The organism is Nocardioides sp. URHA0020 (genome assembly GCF_000620705.1).
Lineage (GTDB): Bacteria > Actinomycetota > Actinomycetes > Propionibacteriales > Nocardioidaceae > Nocardioides.
The window spans coordinates 617,985-636,035 of the sequence record NZ_KK211167.1 but is presented as its reverse complement, the minus strand read 5'-3'; the positions used below and the strand labels follow the sequence as shown (position 1 = coordinate 636,035).

16 protein-coding genes and 1 tRNA gene are annotated in these 18,051 nt (G+C 66.6%); 6 read left to right on the top strand and 11 right to left on the bottom strand.

Annotation, left to right across the window (positions count from 1 at the left end; translation table 11 throughout):
- The coding region (locus N542_RS24590; RefSeq protein WP_036507609.1) for an IS481 family transposase at window positions 1–994 on the bottom strand (994 nt) is incomplete at its 3' end.
- A 545-nt stretch (window positions 995–1,539) separates the two neighbouring features.
- Here N542_RS24590 and N542_RS24585 point away from each other — a divergent pair.
- Window positions 1,540–2,988, top strand: a complete 1,449-nt coding sequence (locus N542_RS24585; protein WP_036507371.1) for a hypothetical protein — start codon at window positions 1,540–1,542, stop codon at window positions 2,986–2,988.
- Between the two features lie 63 nt (window positions 2,989–3,051).
- On the opposite strand, the gene N542_RS24580 is transcribed toward N542_RS24585, so the two are convergent.
- Together N542_RS24580 and N542_RS24575 are read right to left on the bottom strand one after the other, a co-directional pair.
- The gene (locus N542_RS24580; protein WP_081795149.1) at window positions 3,052–4,467 is read right to left on the bottom strand and encodes a type II toxin-antitoxin system HipA family toxin; all 1,416 of its coding nucleotides are present in this window, start codon (window positions 4,465–4,467) and stop codon (window positions 3,052–3,054) included.
- The gene (locus tag N542_RS24575) at window positions 4,460–4,735 is read right to left on the bottom strand and encodes a helix-turn-helix domain-containing protein (RefSeq protein ID WP_231482612.1); all 276 of its coding nucleotides are present in this window, start codon (window positions 4,733–4,735) and stop codon (window positions 4,460–4,462) included. Before N542_RS24575 ends, N542_RS24580 begins: the two co-directional genes overlap by 8 nt.
- Before the next feature lie 269 nt (window positions 4,736–5,004).
- On the opposite strand from N542_RS24575, the gene N542_RS0111705 reads away from it, so the two are divergent.
- The 3 genes from N542_RS0111705 to N542_RS0111695 all read left to right on the top strand — a co-directional run bounded on the left by N542_RS0111705 (window position 5,005) and on the right by N542_RS0111695 (window position 8,000).
- Entirely contained in the window at window positions 5,005–5,256 is a 252-nt protein-coding gene (locus N542_RS0111705; protein WP_028644073.1) for a hypothetical protein, read from the top strand.
- A gap of 22 nt (window positions 5,257–5,278) precedes the next feature.
- The gene (locus N542_RS0111700; RefSeq protein ID WP_028644072.1) at window positions 5,279–7,087 is read left to right on the top strand and encodes a hypothetical protein; all 1,809 of its coding nucleotides are present in this window, start codon (window positions 5,279–5,281) and stop codon (window positions 7,085–7,087) included.
- Between the two features lie 130 nt (window positions 7,088–7,217).
- On the top strand, window positions 7,218–8,000 hold the full coding sequence (locus tag N542_RS0111695; protein ID WP_028644071.1) for a hypothetical protein: 783 nt from the start codon (window positions 7,218–7,220) through the stop codon (window positions 7,998–8,000).
- A gap of 338 nt (window positions 8,001–8,338) precedes the next feature.
- Here the strand turns inward: N542_RS0111695 and N542_RS0111690 are convergent, their stop codons facing one another.
- Window positions 8,339–8,809, bottom strand: coding sequence for a GNAT family N-acetyltransferase (locus N542_RS0111690; RefSeq protein WP_028644070.1), 471 nt, complete (start codon window positions 8,807–8,809; stop codon window positions 8,339–8,341).
- Between the two features lie 72 nt (window positions 8,810–8,881).
- Window positions 8,882–10,012 carry an MBL fold metallo-hydrolase gene (locus N542_RS27160; protein ID WP_081795147.1) on the bottom strand — a complete coding sequence of 377 codons (1,131 nt, stop codon included), beginning with the start codon at window positions 10,010–10,012 and terminating at the stop codon, window positions 8,882–8,884.
- A gap of 191 nt (window positions 10,013–10,203) precedes the next feature.
- Here N542_RS27160 and N542_RS27530 point away from each other — a divergent pair.
- A tRNA-Phe gene (locus tag N542_RS27530) sits at window positions 10,204–10,274 on the top strand.
- 298 nt (window positions 10,275–10,572) lie between these two features.
- On the opposite strand, the gene N542_RS0111680 is transcribed toward N542_RS27530, so the two are convergent.
- The 4 genes from N542_RS0111680 to N542_RS0111665 form a co-directional block, all read right to left on the bottom strand.
- A complete protein-coding gene (locus N542_RS0111680) occupies window positions 10,573–13,161 on the bottom strand; it encodes an alpha-L-rhamnosidase (protein ID WP_028644068.1) in 2,589 nt (862 codons plus the stop codon).
- Window positions 13,162–13,210: 49 nt separating this feature from the next.
- On the bottom strand, window positions 13,211–14,056 hold the full coding sequence (locus N542_RS0111675) for a carbohydrate ABC transporter permease (RefSeq protein ID WP_028644067.1): 846 nt from the start codon (window positions 14,054–14,056) through the stop codon (window positions 13,211–13,213).
- 3 nt (window positions 14,057–14,059) lie between these two features.
- Window positions 14,060–14,944: a carbohydrate ABC transporter permease gene (locus N542_RS0111670; RefSeq protein ID WP_028644066.1), complete on the bottom strand. Its 885-nt coding sequence runs from the start codon at window positions 14,942–14,944 to the stop codon at window positions 14,060–14,062.
- 122 nt (window positions 14,945–15,066) lie between these two features.
- Entirely contained in the window at window positions 15,067–16,338 is a 1,272-nt protein-coding gene (locus N542_RS0111665) for an ABC transporter substrate-binding protein (RefSeq protein ID WP_197025933.1), read from the bottom strand.
- Between the two features lie 217 nt (window positions 16,339–16,555).
- On the opposite strand from N542_RS0111665, the gene N542_RS0111660 reads away from it, so the two are divergent.
- Window positions 16,556–17,590 (top strand): LacI family DNA-binding transcriptional regulator, encoded by a 1,035-nt coding sequence (locus N542_RS0111660; RefSeq protein ID WP_051551628.1) that lies wholly within the window; start codon window positions 16,556–16,558, stop codon window positions 17,588–17,590.
- Window positions 17,591–17,644: 54 nt separating this feature from the next.
- Here N542_RS0111660 and N542_RS27525 read toward each other — a convergent pair whose 3' ends face one another.
- Window positions 17,645–17,809 (bottom strand): hypothetical protein, encoded by a 165-nt coding sequence (locus N542_RS27525; protein ID WP_155993002.1) that lies wholly within the window; start codon window positions 17,807–17,809, stop codon window positions 17,645–17,647.
- Window positions 17,810–17,886: 77 nt separating this feature from the next.
- A complete protein-coding gene (locus N542_RS0111650) occupies window positions 17,887–18,048 on the bottom strand; it encodes a hypothetical protein (protein ID WP_155993000.1) in 162 nt (53 codons plus the stop codon).
- Window positions 18,049–18,051: the final 3 nt, after the last annotated feature.

The window sequence follows — 18,051 nt, the reverse complement described above, 5'->3', positions numbered from 1 at the left end:
TGTGATGTCCGGCCAGGTTGTCCAACCGGGTGATGGGTGGTTGGCCGCCGAGTGCTGAGTGGGGCCGATGGTGGTTGTACTGGTGGATCCATCCTGCCAGGGCCGCTCGGCGGGCGTTCTCGGATGTGTAGAGCTTCTTGTAGGCCCAGCCGTCGGCCATGGTGCGGTGGAGTCTCTCGATCTTCCCGTTGGTCTGCGGGCGACGGGGTCGAGTTCTCTTGTGTTTGATCTCGAGCTCTTGGCAGGTGTCGCGCCACAGGTGTGAGATGTAGGCCGAGCCGTTGTCCGACATGACCCGCTCTACGTTGACGCCTCGTTCGGCGAACCACGCGATCGCTCGGTAGAGGACTCCGACCGCGGTGACGGCCTTCTCGTCGTCGTGGCACTCGGCGTAGGCCAGGCGGGTGTAGTCGTCGATGACGGTGTGCACGAAGCAGGTCCCCATCGACACGTCGTAGCGGTGGGTCTTCTTCCCGGTCCGGTTCCGGGTCGAGCGACGGTTCACGTTGCCCCGGTTCACCCCGACGAAGCGCCAGCCGCCACCATCGGGGATGTTGCCGAACTTCGTGGTGTCGACATGGAGCAGCTCCCCGGGCCGGGACCGCTCGTAGCGTCGCGCTGGTTCACCGGTGGTCCGGTCGATGTAGGTGAGCCGGTTGAGCCGGCAGCGGACCAGGACCGCGTGCACGGTCGAGGCTGGCATGCCGAGCTTCGCGCCGATCTGGACCGGTCCGAGGCGTTGCTTCCACCGCAGGTGCACGATCTTGCGCACCACCGGCGGCGGTGTCTTGGCGTGCTGGGTGTGGCGGGCCGAGGACCGGTCGTTCATCCCGGCGATGCCCTCGTCACGGTAGCGGCTCGCCCACTTGTCCGCGGTGCGCCACGAGACGTTGAAGAACTCAGCCGCACGAGACGGTGGCCAACCGTCCTCAACGATCAACCTGGCCAGCCGCAGGCGGTGTCTGGGAGTCAGAGCAGCATTAACGTGGGACACGAAGGCCTCCTGGGTGGGAGCGGTTCCTAGATAGCTCCACTCCACACCGGGAGGCCTTCACCCATCTACGGGTTCGCCGTACCCGATCGCACAACGTGCCTGGGCATCACAGTTAGACGGCTGGAGCAACCGGGCGGCCAGCGGCGAGGACACCCGCGCGCGCCCAGCCCCGGCTCCTGGAGTCTCGTGCGATCACCTCAGTGTGCGCGACGGTTGCGCCGCCGGTTCGGTTCCCGCGGCATAGAACGTGCATGACCAGCACCGACGGACGAAGCCAGCCTCCAAACGCGCGTCGTAACGAACCGCCCGTCACTCCGGGTGTCGAACTCGGGCAGCAGGGACAGCGAGCGACCGCCTGCTGCCCACCGCGACTCGTCGTGACCGACGAGAACGAGCGCATGAGCATCAGTTTGGACGACTCGTGTCACTGCGGGACCAGGCTCGCAAGCCAGTCCTCGAACTGATCAGCCGTCCGCCCACTGACGCTCGCCACTGTTACAGCGTTCGTCCCCACGCCGGCCCGGCCGTCTCTACTGTGTGGATCTATGTCGAGCGTCGAGTTCAACCAGGAACTGCATGAGGACCTCCTGCAACTGCTGACGGCCCTCGACAGCGCAATCCGGTCCAGCGCAGAGGGCGACCTCCCGATCGTGCCCGAAGGTGCTCGCGTGCAACTCGGCAACTCGGTCGCCCTAGCTCAGAAGCTTCTGTCCTCAACGATTGATCGTGACGGAGAGGACGTCCTGCTCTGGCACACCGAGCCAGCGTGTCTGGTCCCAACGCACCCCGATATCGATTCTTTCGCCAGGGCAGCCAGTTCGGGCGGTCTCGTGAACGAGACGCAGGCCCTGCGAGCCGACTACCTCCTGTCGCAATGGACACGCGACGTTCTCAACTCCCTGCAGTCAGGACTTTCCGACACATCCGTGTTCGATCCCGCGCGTTTGGAGCTCGCAGGCCTGCGCCAACAGGTCGACGCTTTGGTGGCCGCACACTCGGCCGCTTGGACAAGCAATGTGACGTCCGAGAACCAGGGCTTTGAGTCCACTTGGAGGACCCTGATCGACGCGAGTAAGTACCTCGTGCGCACCGGCGGAGGCAACGGTGAATGGCCGCTCGTACGGGCGGCCCAACTCGTCCTGGGTGCTGTCATCGGCGAGGCCGGGGACGTTGTTCTGGTCCGAGTCTTCACCGAGGAACAGCTGGCGCAACTGGCGTCCTTGCTCAGTCGGGTGATGCAGGACGCTACGGTCGACAGGCCTGTCGTGAGGACAGGTCTGGACGAGTGGCTCGACGGCGCCATGGCTTTCGCTCGGGGCGCGGTGGCTCGCCGACGCGGAGACAAGCGACCCCGGAAGCTGGCTTTGCACGACGACCTGGCGCGTCTCGAATTTCGCGTGCAGAGCCTCAGGTCAGAGGCAAGACAGCTTGGTTCAGCTGTCGCGATCACCGAGTTCGAGCGATCAGCTGAGCGGTCCGCGGAGATGGCGCTTCGTGCAGCAGGTATCGCGCGGGAGGCCGCCTCGGGGGCTGGGACCGGACAGTTGGCCGAGTGGTTCGACAAGTTCGCCACAAGTCGGAGGCACGGGTCGTGGCTGTGGTTTGCGATCGCCGCGTCGGTGATCGCGGCGACCGTAGCGGCTCTGGTCTTTCATCATCCGGATGAGCCGGACTGGCAACAGGCTCTCAGCTCAGTGGCTTACTCATTGCCCCTGTTCGCCTTGGCAGCGTTCGCCGCAAAGGAGAGTTCGCGGGCGCGGACCACCCAGCTCTGGGCGGCCTCCCTTACCGTCCAATTGCGCACGCTTGAGGCGTACGCGGAGATTCTTGAACCATCCTCCCGCGCCGAGTTGTATGCCCGGTTCTCCGAACACGTCTTCACTCCCCTGGCACCCGCCGGCCAGCTCAATGAGCTCAAGGCTGTCCCCAGCGAAGTGGTCCGACTCTTGGAGGTTCTCGCGGCGGGAGCGACGCGAACCCCACGTGCCGACTAGTTCACCCGCGCCGCTTGTGGCAGTGACGTCCGGCGCACCTTGATCCGGCGACGACTGCCAGGATCATCTATCGCCTTCGATATCGGGTTCGCCCAAGCTCACGGCGGACTCGCCACGCTCACGGGCTTTGAATGACGTGCGGTTCGACGCAGGGGTCGACTTCCCGCGGGCCTTGGAGGCTCCGCCCGCACTGCCTTGACCCGCGCGCGACTCGCCGATGCGCTGCTCCACACTCTTGCAGTGACTCACCAGTCGTCCCGGGCGCTCAGACGTGCGACGCCACAGCAACTTGCCTAGATCGCCACCGATGTCCGAGAGCATCGAGTCGCGGAACGCGTCTGGCATCCGTGCGGCGAGGTCGACGATGAACGCGATTCGCTCGTCGGCGTCGAGTCCCATCTCCGCGGCATGCTGGCGCCAGTGCTTGGGGTAGGCCTCGCCGAAGTTGCGCACGCCGCCAATGGCGAACGCCGAGTAGTTGGGCGCATCTCGGGCCTCGTATGGCAGACCGGTGGCCAAGTCGTAGAGGGGCGACAACCTCACCTGACTACCGGCGATCAGAAGGCTGAAGTTCTTCGCGTGCCCGTCCGACGATCCACTGAGGTAGTTGAAGAGCAAAGCGTTAGAAAAGCGGCGCACGTCGGCGTCTGGCCTGGTCGACTGCGATCGCAACAGATCGGCGATCTGCTTGCCGGTGGGCCCGCCGTCTCGCTCGTACTTCCTCGATGGCGGTTGGCCTAGTGCCTGGCACATATCGACCTGGTGGATGCGTCTGATCTCGCCGTCGACGACGATCCGGTCGAAGCGGCGCACCACGATCGCACCCTCGCCGTTGAAGTCGTCGAAGTCGACTTCCGCGACAGATAGACCGAGTCGCTTGGCGGCGCGCATCGTGGCGAACTCGACCGCGGCTTGGTGGCGCATCAGGCTGATGCCGGGCTTGATGATGTGAGTCGTGGCCGCGGCGCCGTGCGCCTCGTACCAAGCATCACCGATCCGAGCGAGGGTAAACTTGGGCTGGGCCCCGGGCAGGCTCCAGTGCTCGTCGGGCAACGTCCAGCGCGAGTGGGTCGCGGCTTCGCGAAGGGCCTTCAACCGTGCCCCGATGTGTTTCGGGTCGACGCGGCGATAGTCGCCGCCGCCGGCGATGAGTTCTGCCAGGTCTTCCTCGCGGGCGAACTGAACCGCGCCCGCACACTCCTGGCCCATATGGGTCAACAGGTCGAAGGCGTCGTCTGTGACACCGAACTTGCTAGCCCACAGGAGGCGTACCTGCGGGTCGTCAGGGAGCAAGCCTTCCATGAAGGCGCGAATGTCGCGGTCGGCGAAGCGCCGATCACCGAGCGGGAGTGCCGGGCTTAGTGACAGAGCGGCAGTCCGGTACTCGGGGTCGTAGGAGAAGGACATTGAATCGTTTCGGTCGCGCTCGACCAGCCCGACTCGACGGCCGCCTAGGAGCACAACAAGGTGGTCAGTCATCGCCCAAGATCTCCGTCAGGAATGCTTCGTCGACGAGTTGTTCCTCTGTTCGGTGGACAGGCCGTGCGACGAGTTCGATGTCGAGGGCGCGCAGCACTCGCATCAATGGGGCGGCTTCCGGGTTGTCGAGTCCGCGCTCCAAACGGACGAGCCAACCCCGCGAGACTCCGGCCTGTTCAGCGAGGACTTCTTGTGTCATGCCGACGCTGCGGCGCGACTCGCGCACCACGGACCCGATGCGAGCCCAATGAGTGATCGGATAGTCCACAAATGTCATGGTACGCGCACTTTCGTATAAAGTCATTAAGCCGTGACATTTATTCAAAGTCACGGAACGGTGACATCTCTAGTCGACATGTGTGCGGCGGCCGACCAAGAGCTCCCCGGCGCCTTCATCAATGAGCTCAGCGACTAAGCGCGATCGAGAAGGGGACCCGCCGGACGGCCCGGAAGCGAAATCAGCGAGGGCGGGACAAGCGCCTCTTCGCCAGAGCGGTCCGAACTGGTGAGCGCGCTCCGACGGTGCATGCTGGGACGGTGACGACCTACCACCTCAAGACGCCCGTCAAGGCGGCGCAGTACGCCTACCAGCACAACGAAGCCGAGGTCATGGCGGTGGTGACCTCCACTGGCAGGCAGCCCAGCTACTCCAACCGTCGATACCTCCACGTGTACAACGACGGCGCGGAGCTGCAGATCGAGGACGGCATGTGGGTGGTGGCGATCGATGGCGACGTCGCCCTCCTCACCGACGCCGACTTCAACACCCTGTTCACGCCGGCTCCGTAGCCCTACGCACCCGGCTCTCGACATGCTCCAGATCGTCACTGGCATCTACTTCGACGAAGGCGCGCCGACTCACGACACCGTCCACCGACGCATCCTCTACACCAACGGGCGACTGTGGCTACGCCCTCCCTTCCGCCTACCCGTCGGCGAGCTTGCTCCGTCGACATCGGTCGCGCCGGTCACGTCGCTGACCCTGACGGTCACTGAGTCTCTTCAGAAGCAGTCGGCTGACGAACCGCTCCCAGGTGAGCTCATCTCAACGAGCGGCGACGAGCTCGTCGACGACATCGCAGACGTTCTCTCCTTCGCGTGGAACCTGACCGTCAGCACGAGCAGCGACCTCGTCGCCCGCCTCGTACCCGCGACCCTGAACACGCACTCGTTCAGAACCCTCACCGGGACTTTCAGCCGCACCTTCGATCCTGAGGTCGTCCTCGACGACCAGGCCGTGAACGACGCCAACCGGTTCATCACCAAGCTCATCGCACTCCATCGCCAGCACTACGAAGCGGTGATGCGCGCAATTCGCAGGCTCCTCGCCGCAACCCGAAGCGCGCTCGAAGACCCGACGATGGCTTACACCGACATGGTCGCAGCTCTCGAATCTCTCTCCACGGACTGCACCTGCCACCCCGAACGCGCCAACGCCGACAGTCCGACCCCCACCTGGGACCAAATCAACGGTCGAAACCGTCGCATCCTCGACGAAGCGCTGGCGAACCTCGAACCTGTCGATGTCGAACGAGTTCGACAGGCCATTCTCGAGGCGGAGCAGACGGGCAGCCGCAAACGGTTCGTCGACTTCGTCCTCACCCACCTGTCCGCGGACTACTACGGAACAGAAGCCGCCGCCGCCATCCGACCCGTCCGACGCCCCGACACAGAACGACTCCTGCGACGCGCCTACGACATCCGCTCCCAACACGTTCATTCGCTGCGCCAACTCCCCCGAGAAGCGTCCGGCATCACGGGGCGAGCCGAGACCGTCGTCCCTCCCGACGAATCACCCATGCTGACTCTCGAGGGCCTCGCCCGGATCGCGCGCCACGTCATCTGCGCCTACATCGACCGTGCGCCCACCGATGTCGACCAGACATTCATCTGGTTGGACAACGTGCCCGGTCGCTTCCGGATGCGACTCGCACCCCAGTACTGGCTTCACGACGCCAACGACCTCTCCCCCGCAGAAGCGTCGCGCTACTTCGAAGGCCTTGTCGAATCCGTCATCGAGCTCCACAGTGGTCGCGCTGACGGGATCGTCGACATGGGCACCGTCCTCGCCAAGATCGAGGAGGAAGCTCGCGGGCTCGCCCCTGGCGACACCAGGACGACGTACGCCGCGATCTACACGCTATGGCACCGCATCATGAGCGACAGCGCCCACCGGCCCAACGCTCGGGCGACCCTCCGACGGCACCAGGACGACCTGACGGACCCAACCATCCAGGCGTTCACGATCCACCTGCTAACCGGCGCCGACCCGGGTTGGACGACTGAACAATGGCAAGACCTCGCTACCCATCGACTAGCCGATCGGCGAGCTGGGACCGGGATCCTTCTCCCGCCCGCCGTCGACGCCAGTCTCCACACCTGGCTGGTCGACAAGCTCCTTCAAGAGGGTCGACGCACAGATGCAGCAGCAAGCGCTCTCGACGCCCTCGGAGAGCTACCGGGCGACGAGCAGCTCACGGCGCTTGCGGCGGCCATTCCCCGTGCCGAGTACTTCAACGTCGACCTTGTCAGGCTCCGCCAAGGGACAGCAGATGACTCGCCCCTCGAGGTCGTGGCTGTCCCTTGGCCCACCCCCGACGAGACCGGTCACGACGACTGACGCGCCGGTGCTGCCAGGTCTGCGTGCCCTCTTCGACTCAGTGGGGGCTAGTGGCGCCGCCGGTTCGTGTGATGAGGCATAGAGACGTGCGACCCACGTCGCCATACCGGCCGCACGAAGGACAAGACCCATGACCACGAACGACCCGATCGTCAACGAGTTCAACGACCTACCGCTCTTCCTGCTCAGCAGTCAGGACCTCTGGGACCTGGACACTGAGGAGGCCTCAGAGGTCGCGGAGACCCGCCAGCACGCCTATCACGAGGCCGGACACACCTGGGCCGCTCACCGCGCAGGCCTTCCCTTGCGATCCGCCACCCTCGCCTACGACAATCAGCCATACGCCGGCGTCACGGACCACCAGAGCGCGGAGTTGGCCGCGCTCGGCTTCCTGACGCAAGGGGCGTTTGTCGAGATCGAGATCCTCCACGAGCACGGGTACGTCCTCGACCCCAAAGACGAAGCCGAGGACGCTCAAAGGTACTTCGAGCACGTGCTGTGCGTGCGCGACGGGTCGTGCTGCTGCCGCAGGGGCGGCGACCAGATCGCCGATGATCTGCTCGACAACGTCGGGTGGATCCGAACGCAGATCGCCCCGCTCGTGCGCGACTGGGACCGCATCGACGCGCTCGCACATCGACTGATGACCGGAGACGTAATCGAGCCCGCAGAGATCCGTGCTCTGCTCGGTTCGCGGCAGGCGTCTCTCCGACGGCGCGCCACCCTGACGGTCTGGCCGGCAGGCCCGGAGGCGCAGGGAACCGCGCATTCGAGGATGGGCCCTAGAACTCGCCGGACCACTGCACGGGCTCGCGTTGCTCGATGTCTGTCGCACGCCCAGCATTTGATCGGCCGCCACGCGGAGCCTGATGGCTTCACAGATGCTGGGCGTCGGTGTCACCCGGGAGGCTGAGGACCTTTGCCTCGAATGCGCTCTGTGCGTCACGAGCGGCCTGAGCGTCATTCGCTACAGACGGCGTCTTCAGAAGGGCGTGCTGCCCGAACCGCACCTCGCCGTGCCAACGCTCCTTCGTGGCTCTCCGCGCGTCGGATCTTTGTGGCCCGGCGCGATCTCGCCGACATCGACGATCTTCGGCACACGGGTGAGTGACATCGCCACGTCGATGCCGATCTCACCCTCCCGCGTGAAGTGAGCCGACCGAAAGGTCCGCCGTTCCGCGTGACAAGCCCCGCTCACGGCACCGGATGCCCCACCTTGGTCCACCCGATGGATCCGGCGTTCGCCAGCTGTCAGGTGACGTCGCCGGGAAGAGCGCCGAAGTTGTCATGCTCGCGGATGGTGAATCCGCATCGTTCAAAGAAGGCGCGCCTTGCGCTCGACTCGGAGGACAAGTCGATGGAACCGCCGACGAACATGCAACCGGACGACGCGGCATGCTGCGCATAGGTTCGTACGAGTTGGCGACCGCTACCTTGTCGGCGAAAGACCGACGAGACGTGTACGAGATCTAGAAACCCGTGGGGCCCGGGCGGCGCGTCAAAGCTGTCGAAGCTATCGTTCTGATGGAAGTCAGAGTCGACGGACCCGGAGAGGAACCCGACGATGATGTCGCGGTACTCAGCGATGAAAGGCAAGTAGCGCGCCGATTCGTGTTCGAAGCGAGCGATGTTGCGGTCCGGAAAGTCTTGCGACTCCCGGAGCATGCGGCAGAGCGCAGGACGCCTCTCTTCCGGCATCAGCGATACCCGCACGAGTCGCATGAGGTGATTCCAGCACGGAACGCGCCGTCAGCCGAACCGTGCGACGAGGTACCGGTCGGTTTGACAGGCGGCTCACCACCGCTCACCCATCTCAAAGTCCCATTGTTCGAAGAGGTCCGGACTCTCGACGCAATACAACGCAGATCCATGCTTGTCCGTCCGGTGGTGCCACCCCTTGAGGTCGTAAACGTCGCTGACCTGCTTTCCTAGTCGTCCGCCCGCGGAACTGGCCCAAAACGGAACCTCCGATTCGAGCAGGCTGTCGGGCACGTGGAGTCTGCCGCCATGGTGCGGCGTGACGACGAGGTTGAAGCGTCTACCGGCTCGGTGCATCGCTTGCTCCATCGCGAACCGAGTCGCATCACCGGTCAGGAGGACGCGGCTTTCGGCGGAGACCATGACGAGGGAGAGTTCGTTCGCCGCAAGCCTCACGGCCGCGGCGGCCTCGTTCAACGAGCGCGGTTCCATGAGGGGCTCGTCGTCTCCTTCCTCCTCGAGCACCCGTACTTCGGCGTCGAGGCCGGCTGGCTCGTCGAAGTCATGAGGCTCGTCAGAATCATCCAACTCAGGATCCAGGCCCGGTTCGGACAGAAGTGCACCGAAGGCTTCGGAGTCACGAACGGCGTCCAGGCGGCGTCGCACTTCCGGAGAGTTTTGCGCCGCGTTCTCGTACGCCACGACGGCTCGCTCGAGCTTCGTGATCCCTCGCGTTCCGGCCTCGATCCGAGGCGGGGGCCAGAGCACCCTCCACTGGTCACCCGCGGCTGTCACGTCGTGCCCGGCAGAGACTGGGACTGGAACCGCGTTTGGTGCGTAGCGCTTGATCCGCCGCATCAGATCTATCTCAAGCGGACCGAGTGCGGGATCGAGCGGGGCGAGACTTAGGAGTGCGGCCGCGAACCGCTCTCGCAGCGGCTCCGCACCGACCAGGACCGGAAGGCGCGGCATGACTACTTGCACATCTGGCGATACTCCGGCCAGTGGCTCCAGAAAGCCGCAGTAGTGATCCCAGTGGAGGTGGCTGACGGCAATCACGTCGACCTGTTCACGACGCCATAGAGCCTGCGACAGCGCGGTCCACGCGGGCGGGACTTGTTTGGTTCCCCACCGCCCGTGCGTCCCGCAGTCGTACACGAAGTCAGTCCCCGGTCCGGTGATGTGAACGCAAAGGCCATGACCGACGTTGAGCACTTTGACAATCACGCCATGACGCTAACGCCATTCGATGACGCTTGACCCGAGCACCTCGAAAGTCCCAGAAGGCCGACTTGGAGCGGCCGATCAGGAACCCCTACCCCAAAACACCCGTTGCAGTTGCGGTTGCAGTTCACTGGCGTCCGCTGACGTCCGCCGACGTCCGGCGCACCGGACTTCACGCTCAGATCGGACGTCAGCGGACAACCACGGACGCAATTCCGCCCGCCTGAAAAGTGGAAGGTCGGCGGTTCGACCCCGCCCCTGGCCACCGGCACCGCAGGTCCATGACCTGCACAGACAGCCCCCGCACGGGTGACCGGGCGGGGGCTGTCGTCATTCTCAGGTGCCGTTCGCGCAGGCTCGGCGCCGTACGGCTGCGTCCGCTGCGGTCCGGCCGACCGGCGTGGGTGGTGCCGACGAGTCATTCCGTCTCGCCGTCGAGGTACGCGGCGGCCTTGTGGGCGAGCTTCGCTCTCCGCGCAGCACGGTGGGCCTGGTCCTCGTGGCGACGATCCTGCGCGGACTGACGGTGGCGGTCAGGGTCGAGACGGCCTCCCGCAGCGCTCCTAGAGGGCGGCTCGGAACCGGTGCCGCCCGGCCGGGACCGAGGTGTCTCCGCTGGGCAGCACCAGGGTCGCGGTGGCGCCCGTGGGCACCAGCAGCTCGACCTCGAGCTCGTGGCCGCCCTCGACGACGTCCCAGCGGATCTCCGTCAGGCCGTACGGCGTGTGGTGGCTCGCCCGGGCAGAGGTGATCCCACCACCTGGTTGCGGGCTGAAGCGGATGTGCCGGTAGCCGGGCGCGGCCGCTTCGATGCCGGCCACTCTGCGGTGGAGCCAGGCGGCGACCGCGCCGAGGGCGTAGTGGTTGAAGGAGGTCATGTTGCCCGGGTTGACCGTCCCGTCGGGCAGCAGGCTGTCCCAGCGTTCCCAGATGGTGGTGGCGCCCTGGTCGACGGCGTACAACCACGACGGGCACTCTCGTTCGAGCAGCAGGTCGTAGGCCGTGTCGACGTGGCCGGTCCGGGTGAGAGCCTCGGTGACCAGCGGCGTGCCCGCGAACCCGGTGGCGATCTTGTTGCCGGCCTTGCGCACGAGCTCGGCGAGTCGCTGCCCGGCTGTGGCGGTGCCGTCGGCGTCGAGGAGCTCGAAGGCGATCGCGAGCGCGTAGGCCGTCTGCGTGTCCGTCGTCATGAGGCCGTCCGGGTGCACGTAGCGGGCGCGGAAGCCGACCCGGGTCCGGTGCGCCAGGTCTCGGTAGGTGGCCACGTCATCGCTGCGCTCGAGGACCTCCGCGATGTCGGCGAGGCGGCGCGCGGAGTGGGCGAGGTACGCCGTGGCGACGAGGTAGGGATCCGTCAGGGCGGCGATGGGGTCCTCGGGCGGTGCGTTCGGGTCCAGCCAGTCGCCCAGCTGGTAGCCACCGTGGTCCCAGGCGCCGTCGTCGGCGGTCATGCTGGCGGCGAGATCGACCCACGCCCGGGCGCTGGCGTACTGCCGGGCCAGGAGCTCACGGTCCCCGGTCGCGGTGTAGAGATCCCACGGCGTCAGGACCGCGGCGTCCCCCCAGACGGCGCTCGCCTCCGGTGGGGTCCACATCGGGATGGTCGGGATGTACGGGACGTACCAGGGCACGTTCCCGTCCGGGAGCTGCTCGACAGCCAGGTCCTTGAGCCACGACGAGAGCATGCCGGTGCAGTCGTACAGGAACGTGGCCGTCGGCGCGAAGACCTGCAGGTCGCCGGTCCATCCGAGCCGCTCGTCGCGTTGCGGGCAGTCGGTGGGGATGTCGAGGAAGTTGCCGCGCATCGACCAGACGACGTTCTCGTGGAGCCGGTTGACGAGCGGGTCGGAGCACTCGAACTCACCGGTACGCCGCATGTCGGTGTGGTAGACGCGCGCCACGACGCTCTCGAGCACCTCGTGGACCGCCGCGTCGCCGGGCCATCCCGTGATCTCGGCGTACCGGAAACCGTGCACCGTGAAGCGGGGCTCCCAGGTCTCCGGCCCGTTGCCGGCGGCGATGAGGGTGTCGGTGGCGGCGGCACCTCGAAGCGGTCGGGTGCCGAGCTCGGCGTTCTCGAGGACCTCGGCGTGCCGGAGGCGGATCCGGGCGCCACGAGGGCCGTCGACGCTGATGCGCAGTCGGCCGACCAGGTTCTGGCCGAAGTCGACCAGGACGGCTCCGGAGGGCGCTGCCCACGCCGAGACGGGGCGCCGCTCCTCGGTGCACCGCACCGGCGGTCCTTCGGGGGCGACGATCGTCCTCGGATCCCGATCCACCACCTCGACGTCCCGCCAGCCGGTGTCGTCGAAGCCGGGGCTCGACCAACCGGGCACGGCGAGGTTGGCGTCGTAGGTCTCCCCGTCGTACAGGCTCGCGAAGGTGATGGGTCCGTCGCCGCTGCGCCAGGTCTCGTCGGTGGTGATGACCTGGCGGGTGCCGTCCGCCAGCACCACCTCGAGCTGCGCCAGGAGAGCGGTCCGGTCGCCGTACCTGTCGGACTCACCGCCGTGGAAGCCGAGACGACCGCGGTACCAGCCGTCGGCCAACCAGGAGCCGATCGCGTTCTCGCCGTCGCGGACCAGGCCGGTGACGTCGTACGTCTGGTACCTCAGCCGGCTCGGGTAGGAGGTCCACCCGGGACCGAAGGCGTCGTCGCCGACGCGCTGGCCGTTGATCTCGACCTCGTGCAGCCCGTGCGCGGTGACGTACAGCCGTGCCGCTGAGACGGGGCCAGCGACGTGGAAGTCGCGGCGCACCAGCTGGGGGGCAGTCGTGTCCCGCCTGCTGTCGCGGACGGGGCTGACGGCTGCGGCCTGCCAGTCATCGGCGTGGAGCAGGCCGGCCTCGACGTCGGAGGGATCCGACCACTCGCTCGGAGTGCCGTCGGAGCCCCAGACGCGAGCCCGGACGGCTGCCACCTCGCGAGAGGACAAGGGCTCGGCGGGCCAGGGCACGAGCACGGACTCCGAGGACGCGAGGCGTCCGCTGGTGGAGGTGCCCTCCGAGGTACGGACCTCGAGCTCGTAGGCGTGCTGGACCCAGCCGCCCGGGGCCGTGACCTCGAAGGTGATGCGGGGACGGCTCTCACCGATCCCGCGAGCGACTCGGTGGTGCTCGAAGGTCGGCGCTGTGACGAGGGGGGTGCCCATGAAGATCGCTTTCACGTGGTGGTGGGGACGAGGGGTGGCGCGACGTCCGTCAGCCCTTGACGGCTCCGCCGGCGAGGCCCTTCATGACCTTCTGGTTCAGGAAGAGGTACAGGGCGAGGCAGCCGAAGACGTTGATGCAGATCGCGGCGAACAGGGGTCCGTACTCGGTCTGGCCGAACTCGCCGGTGAAGTTCAGGAGGCCGACCTGGATGGTGCGCAGGTCGCTGGTGTTCGTGAACGTCAGCGCGATGAGCAGGTCGTTCCACAGGAAGAAGAACTGGACCAGGGCGACGGTGAAGACCGCGTTGCGCGCCATCGGGAAGCCGATCGAGAAGAAGGCGCGCAGCATGCTGGCACCGTCGAGCACGGCCGCCTCGAAGATCTCGCGTGGGATGGCTCGGAAGTAGGTCGCCATCATGAACACGGTCAGCGGTAGTCCGATGGCGGTGTAGGTGATGATCAGCGGCCACAGGGTGCCGGTGAGCCCGAGCTGGAAGTAGGAGGTGAACAGCGGCAGCAGGATCATCTGGCCGGGCACCATGATGCCGAGCAGGAACGTGAGCAGGACCGCGTTGCGGCCCTTCCAGACCATGACCTCGAGGGCGAACCCGGCCGCGACGCCGAAGAGGACGATGAACGCGAGCGCCGGTCCGACGGTCAGGACCGAGTTGCGGACGTAGGTGCTCAGGTTGCCCGTCGTCCAGGCGTCGCTGTAGTTGCTGAACTGCCAGTGCTGGGGCAGTGCCCAGGTGGAGCCGTTGAGGAACTCGTCCTGGGTCTTGAACGAGCCCAGGAGCAGCCACACGAGCGGGTAGACGACGATGACCAGCAGGACGAGGACCAGCAGGCGGACCGGCAGCTGCCGGGCGAACCTGGAGACGAACGCGGTTGCCATGGCTCAGCTCTCCGTGACGTCGCGGCGCGAGGACCGGAAGACAAAGATGGTGAACAGCAGGCAGAGCACGGTGAGCATCAGCGCGATGGACGCGCCGTACCCGTACTCCCCGTAGCTGAAGGACGTCTGGAACATGTACAGCGTCAGCGGTGTCGTCTCGCTGCCTGGACCGCCGTTGGTGAGGGCGACGACGGAGTCGAACACCTTGAGGGTGCCGTTGATGCTGAAGACCAGTGAGGACAGCAGCACCGGCATCGACAGCGGTACGACGATGTGGCGGATCAGCTGCAGCGTCCCCGCGCCTTCGAGCCTGGCTGCCTCCAGCATCTCCTCGGGGATGTCGACGAGGCCGGCGTACAGCAGGACCGCGTAGAAGCCGGCGGAGCGCCACAGGTCCATCAGGATCAGGACGACGAACGCGTGCCCCGCGTCGCCGAACCAGTCGACGGACGCGAACCCGAGGGAGTTGAGGATCGCGTTGACCGGGCCGGTCTGGGGAGCGATCTCGAAGAACTTCTGGAACAGCAGGGCGACCGCCACGGTCGGCAGGACGACGGGGAAGAACAGCAGCGTCCGGACGACACCGGACCCGCGCTTGAGGGCGAACACGTAGAGGATGGCCATGCCGTAGCCCAGTGCGACCTGCAAGGTGGTCAGGATGACGGCGTACTTGAGCGTGAACCACAACGCGTGCCGGACATCCGGGTCGTGGAAGAGCCGCGTGATGTTGTCGAGACCCACGAAGCTGAACCCCGTGATGGCGTTGCCCTCGAAGAAGGTGTAGCCGAGGGAGATCAGCACCGGGACCAGCATCACCAGCGTGTAGACGAGCAGGGCAGGCCCCAGCAGCATCAGGATCGTCTTCTTGTCGCCGAGTACGCGGTCCACTGCGACACCTTCCTTCGTTCTGAGTAGCCGGAGGCCTGAGCAGCCGGAGGCGGACTGGAGGACGGGGGCGGCGGCCGGTCGAGGAGGACCGCCGCCTCCGTCGTCTGAGGGGAAGCGCGCTGCTACTTGGAGCCCTGCGCGTCCTGGACCTTCTTCATGAAGTCCTCGGGCGACTGGTCGCCGGAGACGAGCGGCGCGGCGTTCGTCTGGCTCACCGTGGTGGCCTTGCTGCCGAAGAGCGCCTCGAACCACAGGGTGCTCTCGGTGGTCTTGTCGACGGTGTCCTGCACGAGCTTGGTCAGCGGGTCGAGCTCGGGCGTGGTCGCGGGGACGAACCCGGAGATCGAGTTCTGGTCCTCCAGGGAGGCCTGGCCGTAGTTCTCGGCGATGCACTTCAGCCAGGCGCCGACCTTCTTGTTGTACTGCTTCGCGGAGAACGCCATCGGCAGGCCCACGTTGGCGGGCAGCTGCTCGCTGCTGCCGGCGCCGCCTTCGACGTTCGGGAAGGGGAAGAAGCCGATGTTGTCGCTGCCGATCTTGTTCAGGCTCTCGTCGGCGAAGCTGCCGAGCACCCAGCTGCCCATGTAGAGGATGCCGGCATCGCCCTTGAGGAACGTGTTGATGGCGGTGTCGTAGTCGATCGATCCCAGGCCCTTGCCGAAGTAGCCCTTGTCGCCGAGGTCCGCGATCTTCTGGGCGGCGTCGACGTACTCGGGGTCGGTGAGCTTCGCGTCGCCGTCCTTGATCCTCTGCATCGCGTCCGGGCCGAGCTCACGGGAGAGGTAGCCGCTGATCAGGCGGGTGAGGGGCCAGCCCTGCTCACCGGAGGCCGAGAACGGCTGGACGCCGGCCTCGTCGAGTGCTGCGGCGTCCGAGACCAGGTCGTCGTAGGTCTGCGGGACCTCGAGGCCGTTGTCGGCGAAGATCTTCTTGTTGTACCAGAAGCCCTCGATGTTGTACTGGTACGGCAGGACGTTGAACTTGCCGCCGTACAGGGACTTGATGGTGCTGATCGCAGCCGGGGAGATCTGGTCGATGACGCCGAGGTCGGTGAACGTCTTCTCGAAGTCGAGGAGCTGACCGTCCTTGTCCAGCGTCTCGGTCAGCGCAGGGGTGTTGCCCGCAGCGAATGAGACCGGAAGCGCGTCCTGGCCGGCGAGCAGCTGCAGCTTCTGGTCGAGCTGGGTCTGCGGAACGGTCTCGATCTTCAGGGGCAGGTCCTTGTTCTCGGCCTTGCACTGGTCCTTGCTCAGGGTGGTCAGCTCGTCGGGGATCGTGGTGTTCTCGGCGTTGATCAGGAACGAGAACTCCTGGGGGTCACCACCCCCCGAGGAGCTGCCACCGCCTCCGCTCCCGCCGCAGGCCGTCAGCGCCAGCAGCGCGGCGGCGCTCACGCCCGTCACCTTCAGGACAGTGCGGGCCCGTCGACCCCTCGACCAGGTGTTCACAAGTCTCTCCCTTGCTGGTGCGCTACTTTTTGAAGCGCTTCAATACCTGTGACGGTAGACACAGACGCGGCGGACTGTCAACGCATGCTGAAAGGTTTCACCTCCATGGATCACGCTCCCAACGGCCGTAGACTCACGCCGTGGACGCCGTAGCGGAGGGCACATGAGCGTGCAGAACGGCAGCCAGCGGCCCCCTCGGATGGAGGACGTCGCCAAGCGCGCGGGGGTCGCGATCGGCACGGTCTCCCACGTGCTGAACCACCCGCACAAGGTGCGGCCCGACACCCTCGAGCGCGTCCGCAGCGCCATCGACGAGCTCGGCTTCGTCCCCGACCGTCGCGCCCGCGCCCTGGCGGCCGGCACCAGCAGCGTGATCGGGTTCGTCGTGGTCGACCTGAGCAACTCGTTCTTCCTCGACATGGCCCGCGGTGCTGAGCAAGAGGCTCAGAAGCACGGCATGAACGTCTTGCTGGCCAACTCCGACGTCCAGGCGGAGAAGGAGCTGGTGTACATGCACCTGTTCGACGAGGAACGGGTGGCGGGGATCCTGCTCGCGCCGCTGCCGACCAACGCCGACGACGTGCTGTCCGCTGGTCGGTGGGGTCGCGATGTCGTCGTGCTGAACACGGTGCCGGGCGAGACCGACGCGTGCTGCGTCACCGCCAACAACGAGCTGGGTGGGTACCTGGCCGCGCGGCACCTGATCGACACCGGGCGGCGCGCCCTGGCCTTCGTGGGAGGACCGTTCAGCCTCTCCCCCGTCAGCGACCGCTTCCGGGGTGTCGAGCGTGCCGTTGCGGAGTCGAACGGTCACGTGAGCCTCACGACCATCAAGACCGCGAACGTGCAGGAGGTCGACGGGCGAAAGGCGGGCCGCCAGATCGCCGCTCTCGACCCCGGCGAGCTGCCCGACGGGATCGTCGCGGCCGCCGACCTGGTCGCCCTGGGCATCGTGCAGGCGTTCCGCACGGACGGTGGTCCACGCGTCCCCGCCGACGTGAGCGTGATCGGCTACGACAACAACCGGGCCGCGTGGGACAGCGACGTCCCCCTCTCCACCGTCGCCCAGCCCGGCGAGGAGATGGGACGGGCGGCGACTCGGCTGCTGCTCGAGGAGATCCGCAGTCCGGGCGAGCATCGGCACCAGCGACTCCACCTGGAGCCGACGCTCATCGTGCGGCAGAGCTCCACCCGCTGACCACGCGATGGAGCTGGCTGGGGTCTGCACCCGGGAGACCCCGTCGGCACCTGGTCAGGTGTTGTAGCGCAGCCAGGTGATGCACGCGAAGATCAGCGCGATCAGCAGGATCACCCCGATGACGCCCAGCAGCGGCGTCCACCGGGGTCTCGGCTTGTCGGCGTGGTAGGGCTGGTTGGTCGTCGCGTGCTCGGGGGTGTCGGGGGTGTCGTCGGCCATGCCGGGCGGTTCCCCACCGGCGCCGGGGCACACCCGCCCCGGTCGCGACGGGCCACGCGACCGGCGAGCGCGGGCGCTCAGCGGAGGAACAGCGTCGCGACCTCGCCGTTCTGAGGATCGATCTCGTCGGTGTCGTCGCCGAGGAGGGATCCGACGAGGAGCATCACGCCCAGCACGACGATGATCCCGACGACGACGAGGAGCAGCCCGATGCGACGGGTCCGATTCGATTCAGCCATGGA

What these genes read in the sequence shown, in the direction of transcription:
- N542_RS0111700 (WP_028644072.1), top strand. Translation starts at nt 5,279, where the DNA reads ATGCTCCAGATCGTCACTGGCATCTACTTCGACGAAGGCGCGCCGACT.
- N542_RS0111660 (WP_051551628.1), top strand. Translation starts at nt 16,556, where the DNA reads ATGAGCGTGCAGAACGGCAGCCAGCGGCCCCCTCGGATGGAGGACGTC.
- N542_RS0111680 (WP_028644068.1), bottom strand. Translation starts at nt 13,161, where the DNA reads ATGGGCACCCCCCTCGTCACAGCGCCGACCTTCGAGCACCACCGAGTC.
- N542_RS0111675 (WP_028644067.1), bottom strand. Translation starts at nt 14,056, where the DNA reads ATGGCAACCGCGTTCGTCTCCAGGTTCGCCCGGCAGCTGCCGGTCCGC.
- N542_RS0111690 (WP_028644070.1), bottom strand. Translation starts at nt 8,809, where the DNA reads ATGCGACTCGTGCGGGTATCGCTGATGCCGGAAGAGAGGCGTCCTGCG.
- N542_RS0111650 (WP_155993000.1), bottom strand. Translation starts at nt 18,048, where the DNA reads ATGGCTGAATCGAATCGGACCCGTCGCATCGGGCTGCTCCTCGTCGTC.
- N542_RS0111695 (WP_028644071.1), top strand. Translation starts at nt 7,218, where the DNA reads ATGACCACGAACGACCCGATCGTCAACGAGTTCAACGACCTACCGCTC.
- N542_RS27525 (WP_155993002.1), bottom strand. Translation starts at nt 17,809, where the DNA reads ATGGCCGACGACACCCCCGACACCCCCGAGCACGCGACGACCAACCAG.
- N542_RS24585 (WP_036507371.1), top strand. Translation starts at nt 1,540, where the DNA reads ATGTCGAGCGTCGAGTTCAACCAGGAACTGCATGAGGACCTCCTGCAA.
- N542_RS24580 (WP_081795149.1), bottom strand. Translation starts at nt 4,467, where the DNA reads ATGACTGACCACCTTGTTGTGCTCCTAGGCGGCCGTCGAGTCGGGCTG.